This window comes from Pseudonocardia yuanmonensis (assembly GCF_039542425.1).
Taxonomy (GTDB): Bacteria; Actinomycetota; Actinomycetes; order Mycobacteriales; family Pseudonocardiaceae; genus Pseudonocardia; species Pseudonocardia yuanmonensis.
Genome location: NZ_BAABIC010000005.1, coordinates 87075 through 107869, shown reverse-complemented (window position 1 = coordinate 107869; position 20795 = coordinate 87075). Strand labels below are relative to the sequence as shown.

Annotated in this window: 18 protein-coding genes; 10 read left to right on the top strand and 8 right to left on the bottom strand. The window is 73.7% G+C overall.

The window, feature by feature from the left end; all coding sequences use genetic code 11:
* Positions 1-111: 111 nt before the first annotated feature.
* The 3 genes from ABD990_RS08950 to ABD990_RS08940 form a co-directional block, all read right to left on the bottom strand.
* Positions 112-3489 carry an LCP family glycopolymer transferase gene (locus tag ABD990_RS08950; protein WP_345379698.1) on the bottom strand — a complete coding sequence of 1126 codons (3378 nt, stop codon included), beginning with the start codon at positions 3487-3489 and terminating at the stop codon, positions 112-114.
* A gap of 170 nt (positions 3490-3659) precedes the next feature.
* A complete protein-coding gene (locus ABD990_RS08945; protein ID WP_345379697.1) occupies positions 3660-4646 on the bottom strand; it encodes a hypothetical protein in 987 nt (328 codons plus the stop codon).
* Positions 4647-4797: 151 nt separating this feature from the next.
* Positions 4798-5670: a LytR/AlgR family response regulator transcription factor gene (locus tag ABD990_RS08940; protein ID WP_345379695.1), complete on the bottom strand. Its 873-nt coding sequence runs from the start codon at positions 5668-5670 to the stop codon at positions 4798-4800.
* Positions 5671-6361: 691 nt separating this feature from the next.
* On the opposite strand from ABD990_RS08940, the gene ABD990_RS08935 reads away from it, so the two are divergent.
* The gene (locus ABD990_RS08935; RefSeq protein WP_345379693.1) at positions 6362-6661 is read left to right on the top strand and encodes a hypothetical protein; all 300 of its coding nucleotides are present in this window, start codon (positions 6362-6364) and stop codon (positions 6659-6661) included.
* Positions 6662-6875: 214 nt separating this feature from the next.
* Positions 6876-8051, top strand: coding sequence for a pre-mycofactocin synthase MftD (gene mftD, locus ABD990_RS08930; RefSeq protein ID WP_345379692.1), 1176 nt, complete (start codon positions 6876-6878; stop codon positions 8049-8051).
* A gap of 68 nt (positions 8052-8119) precedes the next feature.
* Here the strand turns inward: mftD and ABD990_RS08925 are convergent, their stop codons facing one another.
* Genes ABD990_RS08925 through ABD990_RS08915 form a run of 3 tightly spaced genes read right to left on the bottom strand, consistent with a single transcriptional unit; the run spans position 8120 to position 10893 of the window.
* Positions 8120-9022, bottom strand: a complete 903-nt coding sequence (locus ABD990_RS08925) for an ABC transporter permease (protein ID WP_345379690.1) — start codon at positions 9020-9022, stop codon at positions 8120-8122.
* A complete protein-coding gene (locus ABD990_RS08920) occupies positions 9012-9803 on the bottom strand; it encodes an ABC transporter ATP-binding protein (protein WP_345379689.1) in 792 nt (263 codons plus the stop codon). The genes ABD990_RS08925 and ABD990_RS08920 overlap by 11 nt, the downstream gene beginning before the upstream one ends.
* A 4-nt stretch (positions 9804-9807) precedes the next feature.
* Entirely contained in the window at positions 9808-10893 is a 1086-nt protein-coding gene (locus ABD990_RS08915) for an ABC transporter substrate-binding protein (RefSeq protein WP_345379687.1), read from the bottom strand.
* Positions 10894-11336: 443 nt separating this feature from the next.
* On the opposite strand from ABD990_RS08915, the gene ABD990_RS08910 reads away from it, so the two are divergent.
* The 8 genes from ABD990_RS08910 (at position 11337) to ABD990_RS08875 (ending at position 18571) form a co-directional block, all read left to right on the top strand.
* Entirely contained in the window at positions 11337-12557 is a 1221-nt protein-coding gene (locus ABD990_RS08910; RefSeq protein ID WP_345379686.1) for an ABC transporter substrate-binding protein, read from the top strand.
* The gene (locus ABD990_RS08905; protein ID WP_345379685.1) at positions 12554-13315 is read left to right on the top strand and encodes an ABC transporter ATP-binding protein; all 762 of its coding nucleotides are present in this window, start codon (positions 12554-12556) and stop codon (positions 13313-13315) included. The genes ABD990_RS08910 and ABD990_RS08905 overlap by 4 nt, the downstream gene beginning before the upstream one ends.
* Positions 13312-14040: an ABC transporter ATP-binding protein gene (locus ABD990_RS08900; protein ID WP_345379684.1), complete on the top strand. Its 729-nt coding sequence runs from the start codon at positions 13312-13314 to the stop codon at positions 14038-14040. The genes ABD990_RS08905 and ABD990_RS08900 overlap by 4 nt, the downstream gene beginning before the upstream one ends.
* Entirely contained in the window at positions 14037-14891 is an 855-nt protein-coding gene (locus ABD990_RS08895) for a branched-chain amino acid ABC transporter permease (protein ID WP_345379682.1), read from the top strand. The genes ABD990_RS08900 and ABD990_RS08895 overlap by 4 nt, the downstream gene beginning before the upstream one ends.
* The gene (locus tag ABD990_RS08890) at positions 14888-15901 is read left to right on the top strand and encodes a branched-chain amino acid ABC transporter permease (RefSeq protein WP_345379681.1); all 1014 of its coding nucleotides are present in this window, start codon (positions 14888-14890) and stop codon (positions 15899-15901) included. The genes ABD990_RS08895 and ABD990_RS08890 overlap by 4 nt, the downstream gene beginning before the upstream one ends.
* Positions 15898-16524 (top strand): TetR/AcrR family transcriptional regulator, encoded by a 627-nt coding sequence (locus ABD990_RS08885; protein ID WP_345379680.1) that lies wholly within the window; start codon positions 15898-15900, stop codon positions 16522-16524. The genes ABD990_RS08890 and ABD990_RS08885 overlap by 4 nt, the downstream gene beginning before the upstream one ends.
* Positions 16521-17585 (top strand): NAD-dependent epimerase/dehydratase family protein, encoded by a 1065-nt coding sequence (locus tag ABD990_RS08880; protein WP_345379679.1) that lies wholly within the window; start codon positions 16521-16523, stop codon positions 17583-17585. Before ABD990_RS08885 ends, ABD990_RS08880 begins: the two co-directional genes overlap by 4 nt.
* A gap of 413 nt (positions 17586-17998) precedes the next feature.
* A complete protein-coding gene (locus ABD990_RS08875) occupies positions 17999-18571 on the top strand; it encodes a plasmid pRiA4b ORF-3 family protein (RefSeq protein WP_345379678.1) in 573 nt (190 codons plus the stop codon).
* 178 nt (positions 18572-18749) lie between these two features.
* Here the strand turns inward: ABD990_RS08875 and ABD990_RS08870 are convergent, their stop codons facing one another.
* Positions 18750-18929 (bottom strand): hypothetical protein, encoded by a 180-nt coding sequence (locus tag ABD990_RS08870; protein WP_345379676.1) that lies wholly within the window; start codon positions 18927-18929, stop codon positions 18750-18752.
* A gap of 150 nt (positions 18930-19079) precedes the next feature.
* Positions 19080-20738, bottom strand: a complete 1659-nt coding sequence (locus ABD990_RS08865; RefSeq protein ID WP_345379675.1) for a long-chain fatty acid--CoA ligase — start codon at positions 20736-20738, stop codon at positions 19080-19082.
* Positions 20739-20795: the final 57 nt, after the last annotated feature.

Below are 20795 nucleotides of genomic sequence, written 5' to 3'. Positions count from 1 at the left end.
TGCCCGGTTCCGGTGTCTGGTGTACCGCAGCCCGGGCGTCGTCGCAGGACCGCGCGCATGAAGGGTAATGCCCGGCCCGCGGGCGCGGTGCCCCCGGCGGGGTCCCGGCGCTCAGTTGCCCACGGTGCCGCCGTCCGTGCCGGTGCCGGCCCCGCTCCCGGCGCCGCTCCCCTCACCGCCGGTCGGCGCGGCCGCGGCGGCGCAGGAGTCGGCGACCGAGGTCGGGGCCGCGGTGCCGGCCGCGGTCTCGTCCGAGCCCGAGGTCTCCGAGGTCTCCGGGGTCTCCGGGGTCTCCGCGGTGCCGGGCGCGGCCGGGGTGGGCGGCGCGGCCGTCGCCGGCGGCGGGTTGATCGCGTCCTGCACGACCTTCTGCATGTACTCGACGTCCGGGCGCGAGGTGTCGAACTTGCCGTCCGGCTCGTTCGGGTCCGGCAGGCTGGGGTCGAACGAGATGCTCTGCAGGGTGAAGCCCTCGCCGGCCAGCGAGACCAGCGCCGGCAGCACCGCCTGCGGGATGTTCGTGTCGACGTTGTCCTTGGTCGCCTGCGCCACCTGCTGGAAGTTGGCGAGCAGGTCCGTGGGGCTCTTCTGGTCGAGCACCGCCTGGATGAGGCAACGCTGGCGGCTCATCCGCTGGTAGTCGTTGCCGTCCCGGCGGGAGCGCGCGAACCACAGCGCCTCCTCGCCGTTCAACGTCTGGACGCCGGGCTGGATGTAGCCGTCCGGCTTGACGTGCCGGCCGTCCGCCGTGACGCCGTTGATCGGCAGCGGCACCGGGCCGACGTCGACCGTCACGCCGCCGAGCGCGTCGATCAGCGTCGAGAAGCCCGCCATGTTGACCTCGAGGAAGTAGTCGATCGGCAGGCCCGTCATGTACGAGATCGACGACTGCAGGAGGTTGAGCCCGATGTCGTCCGTCGGCCCGGTCGGGGCCAGGGACGGGTTGTCGTGGCCGTAGGCGTAGACCGCGTTGAGCAGGTAGTCGCCGGACAGCGGGCTGGCGGGGTCGTGGAAGCCGTTGGGGAACTTCTCGGCCATCGGCGAGCCCGGCGGGAACTCTGCGCGCTGGATGTTGCGCGGCAGCCCGAAGATCGTGGTGCGCCCGGTCCTCGTGTCGATGCTGGCCAGCATCATCGTGTCGGTCCGGGTGCCGGTGCGGTCCGGGCCGGCGTCGCTGCCCAACAGCAGCACGTTCAGTCGCGGCTTCGCAATGGCCTCCGCGGCCGCGGTGCCGCCGCCGGCCCCGCTGAACAGGTCGTTGAGCAGCGAGCGCTGCGAGTTCGCCAGGTCGGCCGCGTAGCCGAACGGCACGGCCACGGCCATGCACAGGGCCGCCGCGACGGTCACGCCCAGGACCTTCCGCCCGGCGCCCATGTCCCGGGGGCGGGCCAGGGCGTAGGTGCGGGCGATCTGGGCGATCCAGCCGAGCGCGGCGACGAGGGCGACCACTGCGCCGACGGCGAGGACCGTCGTCGACACGGCGTTCTCGAGCAGCGCGCGCCGGCTCATCGTCAGCGCCGCGACGACGGCCGCCGCCACGACCAGCAGGAACAGGCCGAGGATCAGACCGCCGGTGCGACGGCGGCGCAGGATCAGGTGCCCGGACCCGGGAACGAGGGTGGACGCCGCCGTGGTCGCCAGGGCGGCCCGCAGCGTCTCGCGGGCGGTGCCGCGCCGGCGGTCGGCCGTGCCGTTCCTCCCGGTGCGGGTGACGCCGCCCTGCTCGGCCTCGGCGCGCCGGCGGGCCGCGCGGTCGGCGGCGGCCTCGTTCGCCGGGATGCGGCGGGGAATCCGGGTGCCGGCGCCGGTCTCGGCACCGGTCCGGGTGCCGGCGCCGGTTCGGGTGCCGCTGGTGCCGACGGGGGTCGCGGCCGCGTCCTCGCGACCGCCGGTCCGGGCGGCGGTGCGTGCCTGGGCCGCGGCCGCTCCGGCAGCGGCTCCGGCGGCTCCGGCGGCAGACCGGGCACCCGTCGAGCCGGAGCGGTCCGGGCGGTCGGAGCGGGCGGGACGGGCGGGGCGGTCGGGGCGACCGTCGACGCGGGTGTCGCCGGGTGCGCCGGCCGGTCGGCCGCCGGGGGGCAGGGTGCCGGGGCGCCGACCGGTCTGGCCGGGCGGGCGTCCGTCGGGCCCGATGGCGGCGCGGGTGCGGTGGGCCGCCGCGCCCTCGGGCCGCCGCGTGCCCGGCCGGCCCTGCTGTCCGGGTTCGCCCTGCTGCCCGCGTCGGGACTGCTGTCCGGCCTGGTTCGGCCTGCCCTGCCGCCCGGCAGTGTTCGGTTGACCGGCTCCGCCCGCGGGAGGCCGGCCGGGGTCGGACGGGGAGCGGCGGGCCTGGTCGGCGACGCGTCCGGGCGGGCCGGGCGGCGCCGCGGGCGCACCCGGACCACTGCGCGCGGAGGCGCTGGCGCTGCGGTCACCGGGACGGGACTCACCGGGGCGGGCCGGGGCACCGGGACCGGGAGGACGGGCGGGCCCGCCCTGCGCCGGCCGCCCCCGCTCGGGGCCAGGGCGCCCGCCGGGATCACGGGGATCACGGGGATCACGGGGATCACGGGGATCACGGGCGTTCCGGGGATCGCGGGAATCGCGGCGATCGCGGGGACCACCGCCGGACCGGCTGCCGGCGGACCGGTCGGACCGGTCGGGACCGCCGGGACCGCTCGGGCCGGGGCGCCCGGGGTGTGCCGGAGCCCCGTTCGGGGAACCGCCGGGGGGAGGTCCGCCCGCCCGCCCGCGCGGGGGGCCGCCCGCGGACCGGTCGGACCGGTCGGGGTTGCCGGAGCGGCCGGGACCGCCGGAGCGGTCCGGGTTGCCGGAGCGGCCGGAGCGATCGGCGTTGCCGGACCGGTCGGGTTCGCCGGGCCGCTCGGAGCCGCGCCGCGGATCGACGGCGGCCTGCCGACCACCCGGGACGCTCCAGCTCGGCCTGCTGCGCGAGGGCACGTCGGAGCCGCCGGGGCCGGGAGCTCCGGGGCCGGGCACGGCCGGGGCGCCGCGGCCCGCAGGCCCCCGCGGTGCGGCCCCGGGCAGGTCCGGGCGCGGGGCGTCCGGCGCGTGCCGCCGGGAGGCCCAGGGCTCCCGCGGGGCCGGGGCGTCGCCGCGCGTGGCTCCGGACCGCCCGAGTTCGTTCCCGGGCCCCTTCGCCGAGCCGTTGCCGAAGCCATTGGCGGAGCCGTTCGCGGAGCCGTTCGGCGACCCGTTGCCGGAGCCGTTCAGGGGGCGGTTCCCGGAGCCGTTGAGCGGGCCGTTCGCAGAGCCGGTGACCCGGCCGTTCGCAGCGCCGCCGGCCCGGCCGTTCGAGGACCCGCCGGCGGGTCGTGGCGGCGCCGCGGGCTCCTGCCCGAGGGGCCGCTCGGCCCGCCGCGGCCAGGGCTCGGCGGGGTGCGAGGGCCGCCGCCCGGGAGGAACGTCCGCGGTGCCACGGGCGTCCCGGGCGTCGCGGAGCTCCCGCAGGTTCTCGCGGGCGTGTCCGGTGCGTGCGTCGTCGGCCACGTCGGACACCCCCTTCTCCACAGGCGACTCGGGACCGTACGTGCTGGTACGTGAGGCGGCGGTGTGCGGATGTCCTCGAGGAGGGCACCGGTCCCACCGCCGGCACGCGGGATCTCGGCGGCGAGATCCCGGCGAGGATACTGCCCGTCACGACCCGGCCGGGGGTACCCCTACTGGTAGGACACGAACACCGGTCGGCCCGGCCCGACGGCCAGCGTCTCGGCCGGGTCGAACATCGGCCGGTCCTCGTCGTGGAAGTTCTTCCAACCCCAGGTGACACCGGGCGGGACGGCCTGGTGCAAGCGGTTCCAGGTCTCCAGTTTCTCCGCACGGGTGCCGAAACCGTCGGCGTGGAGCACGACGGACAATTCGTCACGGTCCGTGACCAGTTGCTCCCGGTTCCGGATCATCTGCGGCTGGAACTGGTGCAGCATCAGCAGTTTCTGCGGCAGGCGCGCCTCTCGGGTCAGGTCCGCGAGCCAGGTCGCGACGGCGTTGACCTCGGCCGCGTCGACCCAGCCCACCTGGATGCGGTGCTTCTGCCCCGGGCGTAGCCGCCATTCGGGGTCGAGCGCGAGCCCGACGTTCGGCCGCCGCAGCAGGTCCGTGTAGCGGCGCGCCTGGCTCGGGAAGTCGCTGCGGCCGGGCTGGAGGTCGAGCACGACGTACATCCCCGCCGCGGCGGCCGCGTCGACCCAGGGGACCAGCTCCTCGGGGGCCGACTCTGCCGAGTAGTCGCCGTCGGCTCCCGGGGCGGAGGTCGCGACGGTCGTGATGATCTCGAAGGCCGGGACCACCGGCTCGCCGGCGAGGGGTGCGTACTGCGCGGCGAGGTCGCGGGCCCGCTGCACCGAGGCGTCGACGCCCTGCTCGCCCAGCACGCCCATCGCGGGTGCACCCGGATGGCCGTAGAGGGCGACCATCGTGCGCCCCGGGAAGAGGGTGTGGCCGCCGCCGGGCAGCTCGGGAACGGGCGGCGGTGCCGAGGTGGGTGCCGGGGTGGGTGCCGGGGTGGGGGCCAGGGTCGCGGCGGGCGCCTCGGCGGGCGACGGCGCGGCCGCGTCGAGTGGTGCGGCGGCGCTGGTCGCGCACGCGACGAGCACGAGCAGGCACCCGACGAGGGGGAGCAGGAACCGGATCCGCCGCGTCGCTGCCATCGACGATCACGCTAGGCGACGCGTGATCGGGTCGCCCGGCGACACGCGGCGGACGGCCAGGGGTGCACCCGGTCGGCCCAGCGGTGCGTGGTGCGCCGGACGGTCGGTCCGGTGAGGGAGCGCCGAGGGCGTGGAGCCCGGTCGGCCGACGTCAGCGGATACGGGCGAGCGGGCCGGTCGGACCCTCCTCGCGAGGCGGCCGGCCGCGGAGGATCCGCTTGAGCGCGGCGGTGTGCCGGCGGCTCACCGGCAGCTCCGGCGCACCCGGCCCGTGCCCGATCCGCACGACGTACCCGGAACCGGACAGCCGCAGCTCGGTGATCAGTGGCAGCGACACGAGGTAGGCGCGGTGGATGCGCACGAACCCGGCCTCGCGCCAGCGCTCCTCGAGCACGGACAGCGGGATCCGGACGAGGTGGCCGCCGTCCGTGGTGTGCAGCCGCGCGTAGTCGCCCTGGGCCTCGACGAACCGCACGGTGGAGCGCGGGACGAGCTTGGTGGTGCCGGCCAGTTCGACCGGGATCACCTCGTCCTCCGGGGGCTCCGGCCGGGTCGGCTGGCCCTGCGGGAGGGGCTGGGGCGGCGCGGGCCTGCTCTGCGCCCGGGTGGCGATGGTGCGGTCGATCGACCCGGCCAGCCGCTCCGAGCGGAGCGGCTTGAGCAGGTAGTCGACGGCACCGATCTCGTAGGCGTCGACGGCGCGGTCGTCGTGGGCGGTCACGAACACCACCGGTGGCGGCGACGCCATGGCGGAGAGGACGCGGGCCAGTTCCAGCCCGTCCAGGCCCGGCATCCTGATGTCCAGGAACACGACGTCCACGCCGGACTCGCCGGGGGCGGCGCCGGGCCGGCTCCCGAGGATCCGGAGGGCCTCCGTCGCGTCCGGCGCCGTGAGCACGGTGCCGACGCGGTGGTCCTCGTTCAGCAGGTGGGCCAGTTCCTGAAGCGCCGGTTCCTCGTCGTCGACGGCCAGGACCGTCAGTCCGTCCGAGACCTGCGTGCTCACGAGCGCCTCCTCGGGCATGTCGGGGAGCGGGCCGGGGAGCGGGCACCGCCACCTGTCGTGCCCCGACACCTGTGGGTGACTGCCGGCACAACGCTAGCGAAGGGGTGCGGTCCGCTCGACGACCGGTCGACGGCTGTTCCTCCCACAGAGGCGAACGGCCCTACCGCGGTGCGGGTGTCGGCGTGTCCGAGCGTGTCCAGTCGCCGGACGACCGTCCGGGAACACCGGACGACCGTTCACCGTTCCGGCCGGTTCGCCGGACGCCGTCGCCGGAGGCAGCCGTCGGCGGGCGAGGGGCCGGGACGTGCGGCGGGGCGGAAAGGTTCCCGTGTGGACGCGGATGTGATGTTGACCCGCGCGGCGGTAACGCGGTTGCCGCAGCCGCGGCAGCACGGGCACCCTGGACTCCGTGATCGTGACTCGGAGCGTGGGAGCGGTGCCGCACGTGCCGCCCGTGCCCTGCCGTCACGGTCGCCTCGCGCGCGGTTGGTGTCGCGGTCGCTGACCGTTCCCCCGCCCGTCGCCGTCCCGGAGATCCCCGATGTGCCCCTCGTGCTCATCCCGCTGCCTGATCCGTCCGTCGCTGATCCGTCGTCGCTGCGTCGACCACCTGCGGACCGCGAGCGCCCTGTGTCGGGCCGGCGTCCGGTACACCGCCGATCCCGCTGCCGATCCCGCCGCCGTCCACGTTCGTCCGTAGGAGTACGACATGACCGCCCCGATCCACGACGGGCAGGCCCCCGCCCCGGCCCCCCGGGCCGAGCAGGCCGCGAAGCTCGACCCCCCGACCGTCCGGCTGCCGAAGCCGACGCGCACCGACCGCCGCACCGAGATCGTCGACCGGCTGCTCGACTCGCTGGAGGACCTCGTCGCCCGGCACCGCGCGCTGGCCGGCAACCCCGAGCAGGTCGACCTGCACGCCGAGCTCATCGCGGCCGAGGTCGCGCACGAGCTGTCCGTGACCCGCTCGGCCCTGCGCCGTGCCCCACGGCTGCGCCGGACCGGCTGAGCGCGGCCCCGCACCCGACGGCCCGCGACGCACACCGCGTCGCGGGCCGTCGGCGTTCGGGCCGTCGACGTCCCGCCCGGCCGGCCGGAGGAGCCCGGTCCTGCCCTGTCGGAGGGGCTCGACGGTGGGTTGCCCCACCCCTCTTTGGCACCGAGTGCCGAAATAGTAGGGTGACGGCAGACACGCGGATCCGAGCTGCGAAGGGGCAGGCGCGATGGCCAGCACCAAGGAATGGTTCGAGACGATCGCCGAGGCACAGCGGAGGGCGAAGAAGCGCCTGCCCCGCTCCGTGTACCTGGCGCTGGTCGCGGGCACCGAGAAGGGCGTCACGATCTCCGACAACGTGGAGGCCTTCAGCGAGCTGGGCTTCCGCCCGCGCATCGCCGACCTCCCGGCCCAGCGGAACCAGGCGACCACGGTGATGGGCCAGGACATCTCGTTCCCGGTGATCATCTCGCCGACCGGGGTGCAGGCCGTCTACCCCGAGGGCGAGGTCGCGGTCGCGCGCGCCGCGGCCGGGGCCGGCACGGCCATGGGGCTGAGCTCCTTCGCGAGCCGGTCCATCGAGGACGTCGCGGCCGTGAACGACAAGACCTTCTTCCAGATGTACTGGGTCGGCACCCGCGACCAGCTGCTCGCGCGCGCCGAGCGCGCGAAGAAGGCCGGCGCCAAGGGCCTGATCATGACCCTGGACTGGTCGTTCGACTCCGCCCGCGACTGGGACGCCCCGATGATCCCGGAGAAGGTGAACCTCAAGGCCGCCCTCCACTTCGCGCCCGAGGTGCTGCGCAAGCCGCGCTGGCTGTGGGACTTCGCCAAGACCGGCGAGCTGCCCGACCTGACCACGCCGAACCTGGCGATCGACGGCGAGCCGGCGCCGACCTTCTTCGGCGCCTACGGCCAGTGGATGGGCACCCCGCCGGTGACCTGGGAGGACGTGGCCTGGCTGCGGGAGCAGTGGGACGGCCCGTTCGCGGTCAAGGGGATCATGCACCCGGACGACGCCCGCCGGGCCGTCGACGCCGGCTGCACCGCGATCTCGGTGTCCAACCACGGCGGCAACAACCTCGACGGCACCCCGGCCTCGATCCGCGCGCTCCCGGCGGTCGTCGACGCGGTCGGCGACCAGATCGAGGTGCTGCAGGACGGCGGCATCCGCCGCGGGTCGGACGTCGTCAAGGCCCTCGCGCTGGGCGCCAAGGCGGTACTGATCGGCCGCGCCTACCTGTGGGGGATGGCGGCCGCGGGCCAGCACGGCGTGACCAACGTGCTCGAGGTGCTGCGCCAGGGCATCGACTCGACGCTGCTCGGGCTGGGCAAGTCGAGCATCCACGAGCTGTCCCGGGACGACCTGGTGATCCCGGAGAACTTCGCCCTCGAGGCCAAGTAGGAAACACGGACGGCACCGTCGCCCACCCGGTGTGGGCGACGGTGCCGTCCGTGTCGTTCAGGCGCCGGTCACGCGCCGGTGAGGCCCCGGGCGCGGAGCACGCGGCGCTCGAGCGGCCGGAAGACCAGCAGCTCGATCCCGATGCCGACGACCAGGATCAGCAGGACCGCGGCGAACACCGCGGCGATGTCGTTGAAGTCGCTGCCGTTCTTGAGGTACGCCCCGAGCCCGACGCCGAGGGCCGGGCCGGCCGCGATGATCTCCGCCGCCATCAGCGAGCGCCACGAGAAGGCCCAGCCCTGCTTGCACCCGGCGAGGTAGCCGGGCAGCGCCGCGGGCAGCAGGACGTGCCGGGCGTTGGCCAGGCCGCCGGCGCCGAGCACCCGGCCGACCCGCGGCAGGATCGGCGGGATCTGGTCGATGCCCGCCACCAGGCCGTTGGCGATCGACGGGACCGACCCGAGCAGCACGACGAAGTAGATCGTGGCGTCCGTCAGCCCGAACCACAGCACGGCGGCCGGCACCCACGCCACCGACGGCAGGCTCTGCAGACCGGACAGCAGCGGGCCGATCGCCGACCGCACGGCCGGCACCTTCGCCACCAGCAGGCCCAGCGGCGTGGCGATGACCAGCGCGATCGCGAAGCCGAGGAAGGCCCGGCTGATCGAGGTCCACAGGATCGACCAGATGCTGCCGTCGGCCACGATCGACAGGACCGAGTCCCAGACCGCCACGGGGGCGGGCAGCTTGTACTCGGGCAGCACCGCCGACGCCCAGACGACCTGCCAGACCACGACGATCAGCACGAGCGCGACGACGGGTGGCAGCACGCTCGTCGACGCCCGCCGCCACCACGGCACCCGGTTGACGGTGGGTGTGTCGAGCGCGTCGAGCCCGGCGAGCGCCCGGGCGCTGTCGTCCGCGCCGGTCGCGCCGGTCGTGCCCTGCCGTTCCACGAGCTCAGGCGGCATGGCTGGTGATCACCTGTCGGAGCCGGCCGGTGATCTCCTCGTGCAGCTCCGGCCCGTGCCCGTCGACGGTCCACTCGCGCACGACCGTGCCCGGCCGCGACGAGAGCAGCACGACGCGCTGGGCCAGCCGGACGGCCTCCCGGACGTCGTGGGTCACGAAGACCACGGTGGTGCCGGTGGCCTCCCACACCCGGAGCAGCTCGCCCTGCAGCACGTCCCGGGTGATGGCGTCGAGCGACGCGAAGGGCTCGTCCATCAGCAGCAGGCCGGGCGCATCACCCTCGGTGGCGGTGGCCGCGGCGAGCGCGCGCGCCAGCGACACGCGCTGGCGCATACCGCCGGACAGCTCGTGCGGCCGCTTGTCGCCCACGCCGTCGAGCCGGACGAGCTCGAGCAGCTCGCGGGCCCGCTCACGGCGGGCCCGGCGACCCTGGCCCGCGAGCTGCAGCGGTAGCTCGACGTTGCGCGCGGCCGTCAGCCACGGCATGAGCGCGGCTTCCTGGAACATGAACGACGGCCGCGCCGTGTTCACCGTGACCGTGCCCGTCGTCGGCTCGTCCAGCCCGGAGAGCAGGTTGAGCAGGGTCGACTTGCCGCAGCCGGAGGCGCCCAGCAGGCTGAGGAACTCGCCGTGGGCCACGCGCAGGTCGATCCCGCGCAGCGCCGTCACGGCGCCTGAGCCGGTCCCGAAGGTCTTGCCGACGCCGGTCAGCTCCACGGCGGTGTCCGCGCGGTCGGGGCGCACCCGGGCGAGCGCGGGATCGGAGTCCGTGAGGGTCACTGGCTCATCCCTGCCGGTCGAGGCCCGCAGCGTCGACGGGGGTCTGCCCGGCGGCCTGGCGGACGGAGTTGAGGGCCCGCACGTCGACGAAGCCCTGCAGGTTCGTCTCCGTCGGTGTGGCGCCCGCGGTCACGCTGTCCTTCGACAGCTGGGGGAAGGTCGAGGCCAACGGGTCGCTGTCGAAGCTGAGCTCGGAGAAGGCGCGGTCGAGCACCGGCTGGGACAGCGACGAGTTGGTGATCTGCTTGATCGAGTCGTTCGTGATCTTCTTGGCCTGGTCGGGGTTCGAGTTGGCGAAGTCGATGGCCTTCAGCTCACCGCGCAGCAGCGCCTCCACGGTCTGCGGGTGCTCCTGCAGGAACTGCGTGCGGACGATCAGCACGGTGGTCGGGAACTTGCCGTCCGGCCACAGCGACTTCTCGTCGACGAGGACCTTCGCGCCCGCGTCGACCAGCCGGGAGCTCCACGGCTCCGGCAGCCAGCCGCCCGCGACCTGACCCTGCTTGAACAGGTCGAGCGTGCGCGGGTTGTCGATGTTCTGGACGGTGACCTTGTCCGGGCCGTCGCCGATCTCGAGGTCGTGCTCCTGCAGCCACTTCTTGAGCGCGACGTCCTGTGTGTTGCCGGCCTGCGGGGTGGCGACGACCTTGCCCTTGAGCTGCTCCGGCGTGGTGATGTCCGGGCTGGTGACGAGCTGGGCGCCCGCGGAGGTGGAGCCGGCGATCAGCCGGACGGCCTCGCCGTTCGACTTGGCGAAGGCGTTGATGGCCGGGCTCGAGCCGATGAAGCCGGCGTCGAGCGAGCCGCCGAGCAGGGCGTTCACCTCGTCCGGGCCGGCGTTGAAGGTCTGGGTGGTCAGCGTCGTGCCGCTGCCCAGCTCCTCGGCGAAGTAGTTCTGGGCCACGCCGATCAGCGCCGGCGCGTGGGTGATGTTGGGGAAGTAGCCGAGGCGGAGCTCGGCGGCGGGGGAGCTGCTCGTCGGAGCGGTCGGGGTGCTCTCCTGCGCGCGCGAGCAACCGGCGGCCAGGCCGAGGGCGGCCAGGGCGGCGAGCAGGACGGTCGCGCGGCGGCGCAGGGCGGGGGCGAACATGATCGGTGATGGGTCCTTCCGGGGCGCCGGTCCGCCCCGGACCGGCCGGGACGACCCGGCGGGTGGCATGGCGCGTCAGGTGCGCGCGGCGCTCGGGCGGGGGTTCGGGGCAGGGCGCGACGGCGGGCCCGGGGTGCGGGCGGGCGCGTCGACCCTCAGCGACATCCCTCGTCGAACGCGTGGCTCCGGCGCGAGGGCCAGAAGCGCTCGAGATCGAACGACCGCAGCGCGGCGGGGGACCCGTCACGGTGCGCGGTCGTCGTCATGACCCCATCGTGCGACGCCGCGGCGGACCGGACAACCACGCGACCGGATCCCGGGACCGCTCCCCAATTGACCGGACAACCGTACGGCTAATGCAGGTGCCTTGACCTCGTCGGGTCCTTCGGCGACCATCGGGCGTCATACCGAGTAGTACGGTCAACGACGACCTGGAGGACCCGGTGCGATTCACGAGGATGTGGGCGGCGGTCTGCGCGCTGGTCGGCGCGATCGCCCTGACGGCGGGGTGCGCGAACACCGGTTCGGCGCCCTCGAGCGGGTCGGGCGGTACGGGCGCGGACGCGTCGGGTCCGATCAAGGTCGGCGTGATCGTGCCGCTCAGCGGGCCCGCCGGCCCCAACGGCCAGGACGTGCTCGACGCCATCCAGGTCCAGGCGGACGTGGTCAACGCCGAGGGCGGCGTCCTGGGCCGGCAGCTCCAGATCGTCGCCAAGGACGACCAGAGCAATCCGGCCAATGGCGTGAGCGCGGCGACGCAGCTGGCGAGCGAGGGCGTGTCGGTGGTGATGGGCGGCTGGAACTCGCCCGTCACGCTGGCCATCCAGCCCGTGCTGGTGCGTGCGGGCATCCTCAACATCACCACGATCCCGCAGAACGCGACGATCCTCGGCAACGCCGACCCGGACGCCGTCCGGCTCAACGCGGGCAACGCGGTGGGCGCCTACGTCGCCGGGCAGTACCTGACGAAGAACCTCGGTGCGAAGTCCGTCGGCTACCTGCTGGAGAACGACGCGTACGGCAAGGACCTGGGCGCGCTCCTCACCGCCCAGCTCCAGCCCGCCGGCGTCACGGTGGCCTCAGAGCAGACCTTCGACTACTCGGCCACCGACTTCCGCGTGCCCCTGTCGAACATCCAGGGCGCCGCGCCGCAGGCGGTCTTCTCCGCCAACGCGGCCGAGTCCTCCGGGATGCCGGCCCTGGCCCAGCAGTACGCCCGCTCCGGCATCGGGGCGCCGCACGTCGCCGCGCTCGGCACCGTCTCGCCCAAGGTGATCGACCTGGCCGGGGGCGCCGCCGTCGACGGGCTGTTCTCCGCGGACATCTACTTCCCGGACGTCGCGCCCTTCAACGGCTACCCGGAGAACCAGAAGTTCGCCGACGCGTTCCGGCAGAAGACCGGCAACCCGCCGGACAAGTACGCCGCGCTCGGCGCGCAGAGCGTGGACGTCTGGGCCGCCGCCGTGGCCAAGGCCGGCACGCTGGACCGCCAGCCGGTCGCGGACGCGATCCACGGGCAGACCTTCACCGGCACGGTGATGGGCGACGTGACCTTCACCGACAAGGGCCAGATGCAGACGAAGGTGTACGCCTTCACCGTCGTGGGCGGGAAGATCAAGGTCCTCGACGAGGTCCCGGTCCCGGACGAGGTCTGGAACTCGTGACCGCCCTCCGCGTGGAGGGGCTCTCGGTCCGGTACGGCAGCCTGCAGGCGCTCGACGACGTCTCGTTCGCCGTCGACGGGGGCGAGATCCTCGGCGTCATCGGGCCCAACGGGGCCGGCAAGAGCAGCAGCTTCGCCGCGGTGACGAACGTGGTGCGGCGCACCGGCCGGGTGCTGCTGCACGGCGAGGACACGGACGAGGTGCCCACCCAGGTGCTCGCGCGGCGCGGGCTGCGGCGGACCTTCCAGCAGAACTCGTTCTTCGGTGGGCTGAGCGTGCTGGAGAACGCGATGACGGCCTTCCAGGTCGAGCGGGGGACCGGGCTCGGGGGCGCGATCGTCACGCCGTGGCGGGAGGCCCGGGCGCGCCGGGAGTGCCGGGCCGCCGCCCACGCGCTCCTGGCGGACTTCGGCATCGCCGAGCGGCACCACGACACCCGGCCGGACGACCTGCCGTACGGCCTGCAGCGGGTGCTGTCCGTCGCCCTGGCCCACGGCCCGGGCGCGAGCGTGCTGCTGGTCGACGAGCCGGCGGCCGGCGTCGGCGGCGACGACATGCGCGCCCTCGCCGACCTGCTGCGCGACCTGCGGGAACGCGGCGTCGCCATCGTGCTCATCGAGCACCACATGGACCTGGTCATGGAGATCGTCGACCGGCTGCTGGTGATCGACCGCGGCGAGACGATCGCCTACGGCCCGCCCGCCGAGGTGCAGCGCGACCCGCGGGTGCTGGAGGCCTACCTGGGGCGGACGGCGTGAGCCCGCTGCTCGAGGTGCGCGACGTGCGGGTGCGCTACGGCCACAGCCTCGCCGTCGACGGGGTCTCGCTGGAGGTGGGGGCCGGCGAGCTCGTCGCCGTCGCCGGGGCGAACGGCGCGGGCAAGTCGACGCTGGTCGACGCCGTGGCGGGCTGGTCCCGCGGCCGGCCCTCCGTCACCGGGTCCGTGCTGCTCGGTGGCCGGGACGTCGGCCGGCTGGCCGCCCATCGCCGCGCCGGGCTCGGGCTGGTGCTGGTCCCCGAGGGCAAGGGCGTGTTCGACGGGATGACCGTGCGGGAGAACCTGCAGGTCGTCCGCCCGCCGCGGGCGGCCGCCGGGCGCGCCTACGACGTCGACGACGTGCTCGACGTCTTCCCCCGGCTCCGCGAGCGGATCGGGGCACGGTGCTCCACCCTGTCCGGCGGCGAGCGGCAGATGGTGGCGATCGGCCGCGCCCTGCGGGCCGCGCCCCGCCTGCTGATCCTCGACGAGCCCTCGGTCGGCCTGGCCCCCCGCCTGGTCGTCGAGGTGCTCACGCACATCCGCGAGCTGGTCGACTCGGGCCTGTCGGTGCTCCTCGTCGAGCAGAACGTGCGGGCGGCGCTCGAGGTCGCCGACCGGCTCCACCTCCTCGACCAGGGCCGGATCGTCGCCTCCGGCACCGCCGCGCGGATGCGCGAGGACGAGCGCGTCGCGCAGGCCTACCTGGGAGGGCTGGGCCCGTGATCCTCGCCGCCCTGGTCAACGGGCTCGCGCTCGGCGCGGGCTACGCACTCCTCGCCGTCGGCTGGACCGTGCTGCTCGGCGCGGCCCGCCTGGTCAACTTCGCGCACGGGCAGCTCTACATGCTCGGCGCGTTCGTGACCTGGTTCGTGATCAGCCGGTTCGGGTGGCCCTACGGGGTCGCCGTGCCGGTCGCGCTGGTGGTCGTCGGTGTGCTCGGCGTGGTCCTCCAGCTGCTGATGACCCGGATGACGCTCGAGCAGAACATCGTCAACCTCATGCTGGTCACCCTCGCGTTCGGCTACCTGCTGCAGGGCGGGGCGGCGCTGCTGTTCGGCGGCGACCCGCAGACGATCGACAGCCCGCTGCAGCAGCAGGACCTGGCGCTCGGCGCGGCCCGGATCACGGGGCAGGACGTGCTGATCGTCGTGCTGGCGCTGGCCTTCTACGCGGTCACGTTCGTCGTCCTCGGCCGCACCGACCTCGGCCGGATGGTCCGCGGCGTCGCCGAGGACCCCAAGCTCGCCCAGCTCTACGGGATCGACGCGGCCCGCGTGTACCTCGCCGTCTTCGTGTTCTCCGCGGTCTGCGCGGCGCTCGCGGGCGCGGTGGTGGGGCCGCGCAGCCCGATCCTCACGTCGATGGGCTTCGAGGAGGTCATCATCACCTTCCTCGTCGTGGTGCTCGCCGGCGTCGGCAACCTCGTCGGGGGGCTCGTCGTGGCGATCGGGCTGGGCCTGTTCACGGCCTTCTTCGGCACGTTCTTCCCGCCGGCCTACTCCACGGCCGCGGCGTTCGTCGTGCTGCTGGTCGTGCTCGTGGTCCGCCCGCAGGGGCTGGGGGCCCGCCGATGACCGCCGACGTCGCCACCCGGGAGACGAGCGCACCGGCCGCGCGCCGCGTCCCCACGCCGCTGCGCGCGCTGCTCTGGGTGGTCCTGGTCGCGGCCGCGTACCTGCTCCCCGCCGTGCTCGGCGGATCGGACCGGATCTACGCGACGGTCGTGCTGGTCGCGATCTTCGCGATCATGTCCTACGGGGTGGACGTCGTCCTGTCCTACCTCGGCGAGGTCAGCCTGGGTCACACGCTGTTCTGGGCGGCCGGCGCGTACACGACCGCGATCCTCGCGGTGCGGTCCGGGTGGTCGCCGATCCCCGCGCTGCTGGCGTCGATCGTGGTGACCCTGCTGCTCGCGCTGCTGCTCGGGCTGGCCACGCTGCGCACGCGAGAGTTCGTGTTCTCGCTGGTCACGTACGCGGCCGCGATCATCGGGCTGACCGTCGTGCAGAACACGCAGGCCCTCGGCGGCTCGGACGGGGTCGTCGGCGTCCCGTTGCTGGAGCTGCCTGCGGTGGGCGGGACCTACGTCGCCCGCACGAACGCGGAGCTGTGGCCGATCGCCCTGGTCTGCCTGGTGCTCGTCGTGCTGCTCGTGTCCCGCTTCCGCCGCTCGCGGCTGGGCACCACGGCGCTGATGGCGCAGATGAACGGAGAGCTCTCCACGGCGATGGGGGTCGACGTCCGGCGCACCCGGATGCTGGTCTTCGTGCTGTCCGCGCCGATCACGGCGCTCGCCGGGTGGCTCTACGCCTACCAGCGCAGCTACGTGAGCCCGGACCTGCTCTCGCCGACCTTCCTGCTGTTCATGCTCACCGCGGTGATCCTGCCGGGGCGCCGGCTGCTGCTCGGGCCGCTGGTCGGGGCGGCGTTGCTGACCGCCCAGCAGCAGCTGTTCTCCCTCGGCGGCGACGCGGACAAGATCGTGCTCGGCGGCGTGCTCGCGGTGGTGCTGCTGGCCTCGCCGACCGGGCTCGTCGGGATCTGGCACGCCCTGGTCCGGCGCGTGCGAGGATCCCGACGGTGACCCGCGAGCTCTCCCGGTCCGGCGCGGGGCCCGGACGCCAGGACATCCTCGAGGCCGCCGCCGTGGCCTTCACCCGCAACGGCTACGACGCGACCACGATCGACGACATCGCCGACGAGCTGCGGGCCACCAAGGGGCGGGTCTACCACTACTACCGGAGCAAGGCCGACATCTTCCTGGACGTCGTGCACACCGGGATGCGGGACCTGCTCGCCGAGATCCGGCCGCTCGCCGAGGGCGACGACGACGCCGTCGGCCGGCTGGAACGGATGGTGCGCACGCACGCCGCGATGATGATGACGCGCCACGCCTTCCAGCGGGTGGCGGTGCAGGCCGTGGAGATGCGCCGGCTCGGGCAGGGCCCGCGCTACGAGTCGCTCCACGAGATCGTCGCGATGCGGGACGAGTACGAGCAGCTCTTCGCGGACGTCGTCGCGCAGGGCCAGCGCGAGGGCAGCGTGCGCGGGACCGATCCGCGGCTGGCGACCAAGCCGGTGCTCGGGGCGCTCAACTGGATCACCGTCTGGTACGACCCCGACCGGGGCGACGACGGCCGGGTCGAGCGGATCGCGGACGAGTACGCGGAGTTCGTGGTGGGCGGGTTGCGGAAGGGAGACCGATGAGCGGGCGGACGGTGCTGGTCGCGGGGGCGAGCGGACTGGTCGGCGAGGCGGCGGTCGAGTCGTTCGCCGACGCGGGGTGGGACGTGGTCGCGCTCTCGCGGCGGCCGCCGGTGCGCCCGGTGCGACACCTCGCCGTCGACCTGACGGACGCCGAGGCCGTCGCCGAGGCGGTCGCCGACCTGCGACCGACTCACCTGGTCTACGGGGCGCTGCACGAGAAGCCGGGACTGATCCGCGGCTGGCGCGAGCAGGACCAGATGCGGACGAACCTGGCGATGTTCCGTGCCCTCCTCGACCCGCTCGCGGAGGGGCTGGAGCACGTCACGCTGCTGCAGGGGACCAAGGCCTACGGCGTGCACCTGCACCCGATCCCGGTGCCCGCGCGCGAGCGGTTCCCGCGCGACCCGCACGAGAACTTCTACTGGCTGCAGGAGGACCACCTGCGCGCCTCGGCCGCCGCGCACGGCTTCGCGTGGACGATCCTGCGCCCGCAGATCGTCGTCGGCCCGACGACCGGGGTCGCGATGAACCTGCCGCCGGTGGTCGGCGCCTACGCCGCGGTGCGGCGCGAGCTCGGCCAGTCGTTCGGGTACCCGGGGGGAGCGGGCATCGCGAGCGAGGCCGTGGACGTCCGGCTCGTCGGCGACGCCGCGCTCTGGGCGGCCACCGCCGAGACCGCCCGCGACCAGCACTTCAACCTCACCAACGGCGAGGCCTTCAACTGGCGCGACCTCTGGCCGGCGCTGGCCGACGAGCTGGGCATGGACCCCGCCCCCGACGAGCCGGTCCGGCTCGCCGAGTACCTCCCCGCGCACGCCGATGTCTGGCGGCGGATCGCGGAGCGCGAGGGGCTCGTCGAGCCGTCCCTCGACGCATTGCTCGGCGAGTCCCACCACTACGCCGACTACTGCTTCGCGCACGGCGCCACGGAGGCGCGCCCGCCCGCACTGGTGAGCACGGTCAAGGTGCGGCAGGCGGGCTTCGGCGACTGCTACGACACCGAGGAGTCCTTCCGGCACTGGTTCCGGGTGCTGCGGGAGCGGAAGGTGCTGCCGGGCTGAGTGGGTGAGGGTTCGGTAGTGCCTCCCTCGGGGGTCGGTCGCTCCACTCGCGGAGCAGCCGCTCGCAGACCTCGGCCTCGGTCATCTCCGGGGACGAGTTCCGGAACGCCGCGAGGGTGCGGACCGCCTCCTCGCCGGTGAAACCGGCGCCTCTCACGCGAAGTCGGCGATTCGCGGTTCTCCACGGAGGTGCCGGCCGCCAGGGTCCGGTCGCCTGGCCACGCTGCTCGGTGTCCGGATGTGGTGAGACAGCACGAGGCCCGGACGCCGTCGCCGATGCGGCCTCGGCGTCGAGCACGAGGCGCCGCCGGCGCCGGTCCTTCTCTCGGACGTCGTTTCAGAGGGGGTGATCCCGGTCCTGCCAGTGCTGGCGGAGCTGACAGCATCGGTGCATGCCCGCGCCTCGAGTGTCCGTGGAGACGAAGATCTTCGAGCTGGAGATCGTGCTGGAGGAGGTGCAGCCGCCGGTTCGACGCCGTGTGCAAGTGCCGGGGGAGGTGTCGTTGGCGATGCTGCACGAGGTGGTGCAGTCGGCGATGGGCTGGACCAACTCTCATCTGCACGAGTTCGACGTCGCCGGGCGCCGCTTCGGGATCTCGGACCCGGACTGGCCTGACCAGGATCTCGTCGATGAGGCCAAGGCCGAGCTGTCCCAGCTGGCCAAGCAGGGAGATCGGTTCGGCTACCTCTACGACTTCGGCGACAACTGGGCTCACCGGATCACCGTGGAGAAGGTCGCCGCTGCCGAGCCGGGGGTGCGCTACCCGCGCTGCATCGCAGGCCAGGGTGCGTGTCCGCCCGAAGACGTCGGCGGCCCGTGGGGCTATGACGAGTTCCAGGCCGCGCTCGCTGACCCGGAGCATCCCGACCACGACGAACACCTCGAGTGGGCGGGTGGGCCGTTCGACCCACACCGCTTCGACCTCGACGAGGCCGACGGATCGTTGGAGTGGCTGGCCTGGCGACCACTGAACCCCGTTTCGTAGGTACCGGCATCCATCCGGTGCCGACGATCGACCCCCAGCTTGCGGGGGACCGTCTTGATCGGCGTCTGCTCCGCCCGATGAAGTCGGCGGATCTCCGCCCAGTCCTCCACCCTCAGCACCCCTGACTGTCGCTACGACGGTCCAGATTCACCCGTCGCCACGGGGTCAGCTTCAGACGTCAGCCCGGGTGCCCCGCCGACGCCGTCGGGGCGAAGAGGCCCGACGCCCCGCAGGACCGGCACGTCCGGTGGCCGACCGGGCCGTCCGGGAAGGGGTGCGAGGCGGTCGTCCAGACGTGCTGGTGTTCGGGTGCCGGGAAGGTCGGGCCGGGTCGGACCGTGATGAGCGTGGTGAGCATCGTCGTTCCTCTCGTGGGTTGTCGCCGGACCGTCGTCCGGCTCGGGCTCCTCGCCCGGCACCCACGCTCCCGTCTCCCGGCTCCGCCGAGGATCCGGTGACCGACGGACGTCCCGCCCGACGCCCGGGTCGGCCGATCGGCCGACCGACCTCACCCCGCGCCGAGCCGCACCCTCGCCCGCTCCAGCCCCTCGTCCGCGACCACTCCGCGGATCGCCTTCTTGTCGTACTTCCCGACGCTGGTCTTCGGCACCTCGGGCACGAACAGGAAGGTGTCCGGGACCCAGAACTTGACGAACCCCTCGGCCAGCAGGTGGTCGCGCAGCTCCTCCGGGGTGAGCGAGTCGTCGGACGGCACCACGCAGGCGAGCGGCCGCTCCAGCCACTTCTCGTCCTCGATCCCGACGACCGTGGCCTCGGCGACCTTCGGGTGCAGCATCAGCGAGTTCTCCAGGTCGATCGTGGAGATCCACTCGCCGCCGGACTTGATCAGGTCCTTGGACCGGTCCTTGAGCAGGACGTACCCCTCGGGGTCGATGCAGCCGACGTCCCCGGTCCGCAGCCAGCCGTCGACGATCGAGTCCTTCGTCCGGTCGTCCTTGTAGTACTCGCTGGCGGTGAAGGGGGAGCGGACGTGGAAGTCGCCGATGCTCTCGCCGTCCCAGGGCAGCTCCTCGCCGGTCTCCTGGTCGACGACCTTGATCTGCAGCAGCGGGATCGGCAGGCCCTGGGTCTGGCGCAGCGCGTAGATCTCGTCCTCGGTGCCGGCGGCCAGCGTGGACTTGAGCGCGAAGAAGCAGATCTGCGGGCTGTTCTCGGTCATGCCGTAGCCCTGCATGACCTCGCAGTCGTACTCGTCGCGGAACCACTTCATGACGGCCTTCGACGGCGCCTGCCCGCCCAGCCACAGCGTCGACAACGACGACAGGTCCCGCGGCCGGGCGCTCGCGCGCACGGCGTCGCGGATCATCGTGCCGATGGTGACGGCCGCGTTCATGCCGGTGACGCCGAGGTCCTCGATGATGTCGACGTAGTCGCCCGGGGTGGGGTGCGCGCCCGGCAGCACCAGCGTGGCGCCCTGCAGCAGCGCGGTGTGCGGGATGTTCCAGCCGTTGCAGTGGAACATCGGCGCGACCTCGAGCCACACCTGCGACTCGGACATGTTCAGCTTGTCGTGCATCGCCAGGCACATCGCCTGCAGCACCATCGCGCGGTGCGAGTACACGACGCCCTTCGGGTCGCCGGTGGTCGCCGAGGTGAAGCACATCGCCGAGGCGGAGTGCTCGTCGAACTCCTCGAACTGCGCGTCCTCGTCCGCCGCGGCGAGGAGCTCCTCGTACGAGTGCACCGGGAGCGGGAGCCGGTGCTCGGGCACCGAGTCGGCGAGGACGATCACCGCCTCGACCGTCGGCAGGCCCAGGTCCAGCAGGTCGGCGACGAGGTCGAGCTGGTCGACGTCGACCAGCAGCAGCCGGTCCTCGGCCTTGTCGATCGTGAACTTCTGCTGCGCCGGGGAGAGCCGCAGGTTGATCGTGTGCAGCACGGCCTGGATGCCCGGCACGCCGAAGTACGTCTCGAGGTGCCGGTAGTGGTTCCAGGCCAGCGTCCCGACCCGGTCGCCCGGCCCGATGCCCAGCGTGCGCAGGGCGTCGCCGAGCCGGCGGGTGCGTCTGCCGAAGTCCCGGTAGGTGTACCGGTGGTACTCGCCGGGCGCGAGCCGCGTGACGATCTGCTTGTCCGCGAACAGCCGTTCCGTGCGCCAGAGGAACGAGTGCAGGAGCAGCTGGCTGTCGAACATCAGACCGCGCACGGGCGCCTCCACGGTGAGAGCCGGATCACGGTGGAGCGTGACATGCTACTGAGGCAC

Coding starts and splice junctions, on each gene's coding strand:
- ABD990_RS08945 (WP_345379697.1), bottom strand. CDS start 4,646: ATGGCAGCGACGCGGCGGATCCGGTTCCTGCTCCCCCTCGTCGGGTGC.
- ABD990_RS08940 (WP_345379695.1), bottom strand. CDS start 5,670: ATGCCCGAGGAGGCGCTCGTGAGCACGCAGGTCTCGGACGGACTGACG.
- ABD990_RS08935 (WP_345379693.1), top strand. CDS start 6,362: ATGACCGCCCCGATCCACGACGGGCAGGCCCCCGCCCCGGCCCCCCGG.
- mftD (WP_345379692.1), top strand. CDS start 6,876: ATGGCCAGCACCAAGGAATGGTTCGAGACGATCGCCGAGGCACAGCGG.
- ABD990_RS08925 (WP_345379690.1), bottom strand. CDS start 9,022: ATGCCGCCTGAGCTCGTGGAACGGCAGGGCACGACCGGCGCGACCGGC.
- ABD990_RS08915 (WP_345379687.1), bottom strand. CDS start 10,893: ATGTTCGCCCCCGCCCTGCGCCGCCGCGCGACCGTCCTGCTCGCCGCC.
- ABD990_RS08890 (WP_345379681.1), top strand. CDS start 14,888: ATGACCGCCGACGTCGCCACCCGGGAGACGAGCGCACCGGCCGCGCGC.
- ABD990_RS08880 (WP_345379679.1), top strand. CDS start 16,521: ATGAGCGGGCGGACGGTGCTGGTCGCGGGGGCGAGCGGACTGGTCGGC.
- ABD990_RS08870 (WP_345379676.1), bottom strand. CDS start 18,929: ATGCTCACCACGCTCATCACGGTCCGACCCGGCCCGACCTTCCCGGCA.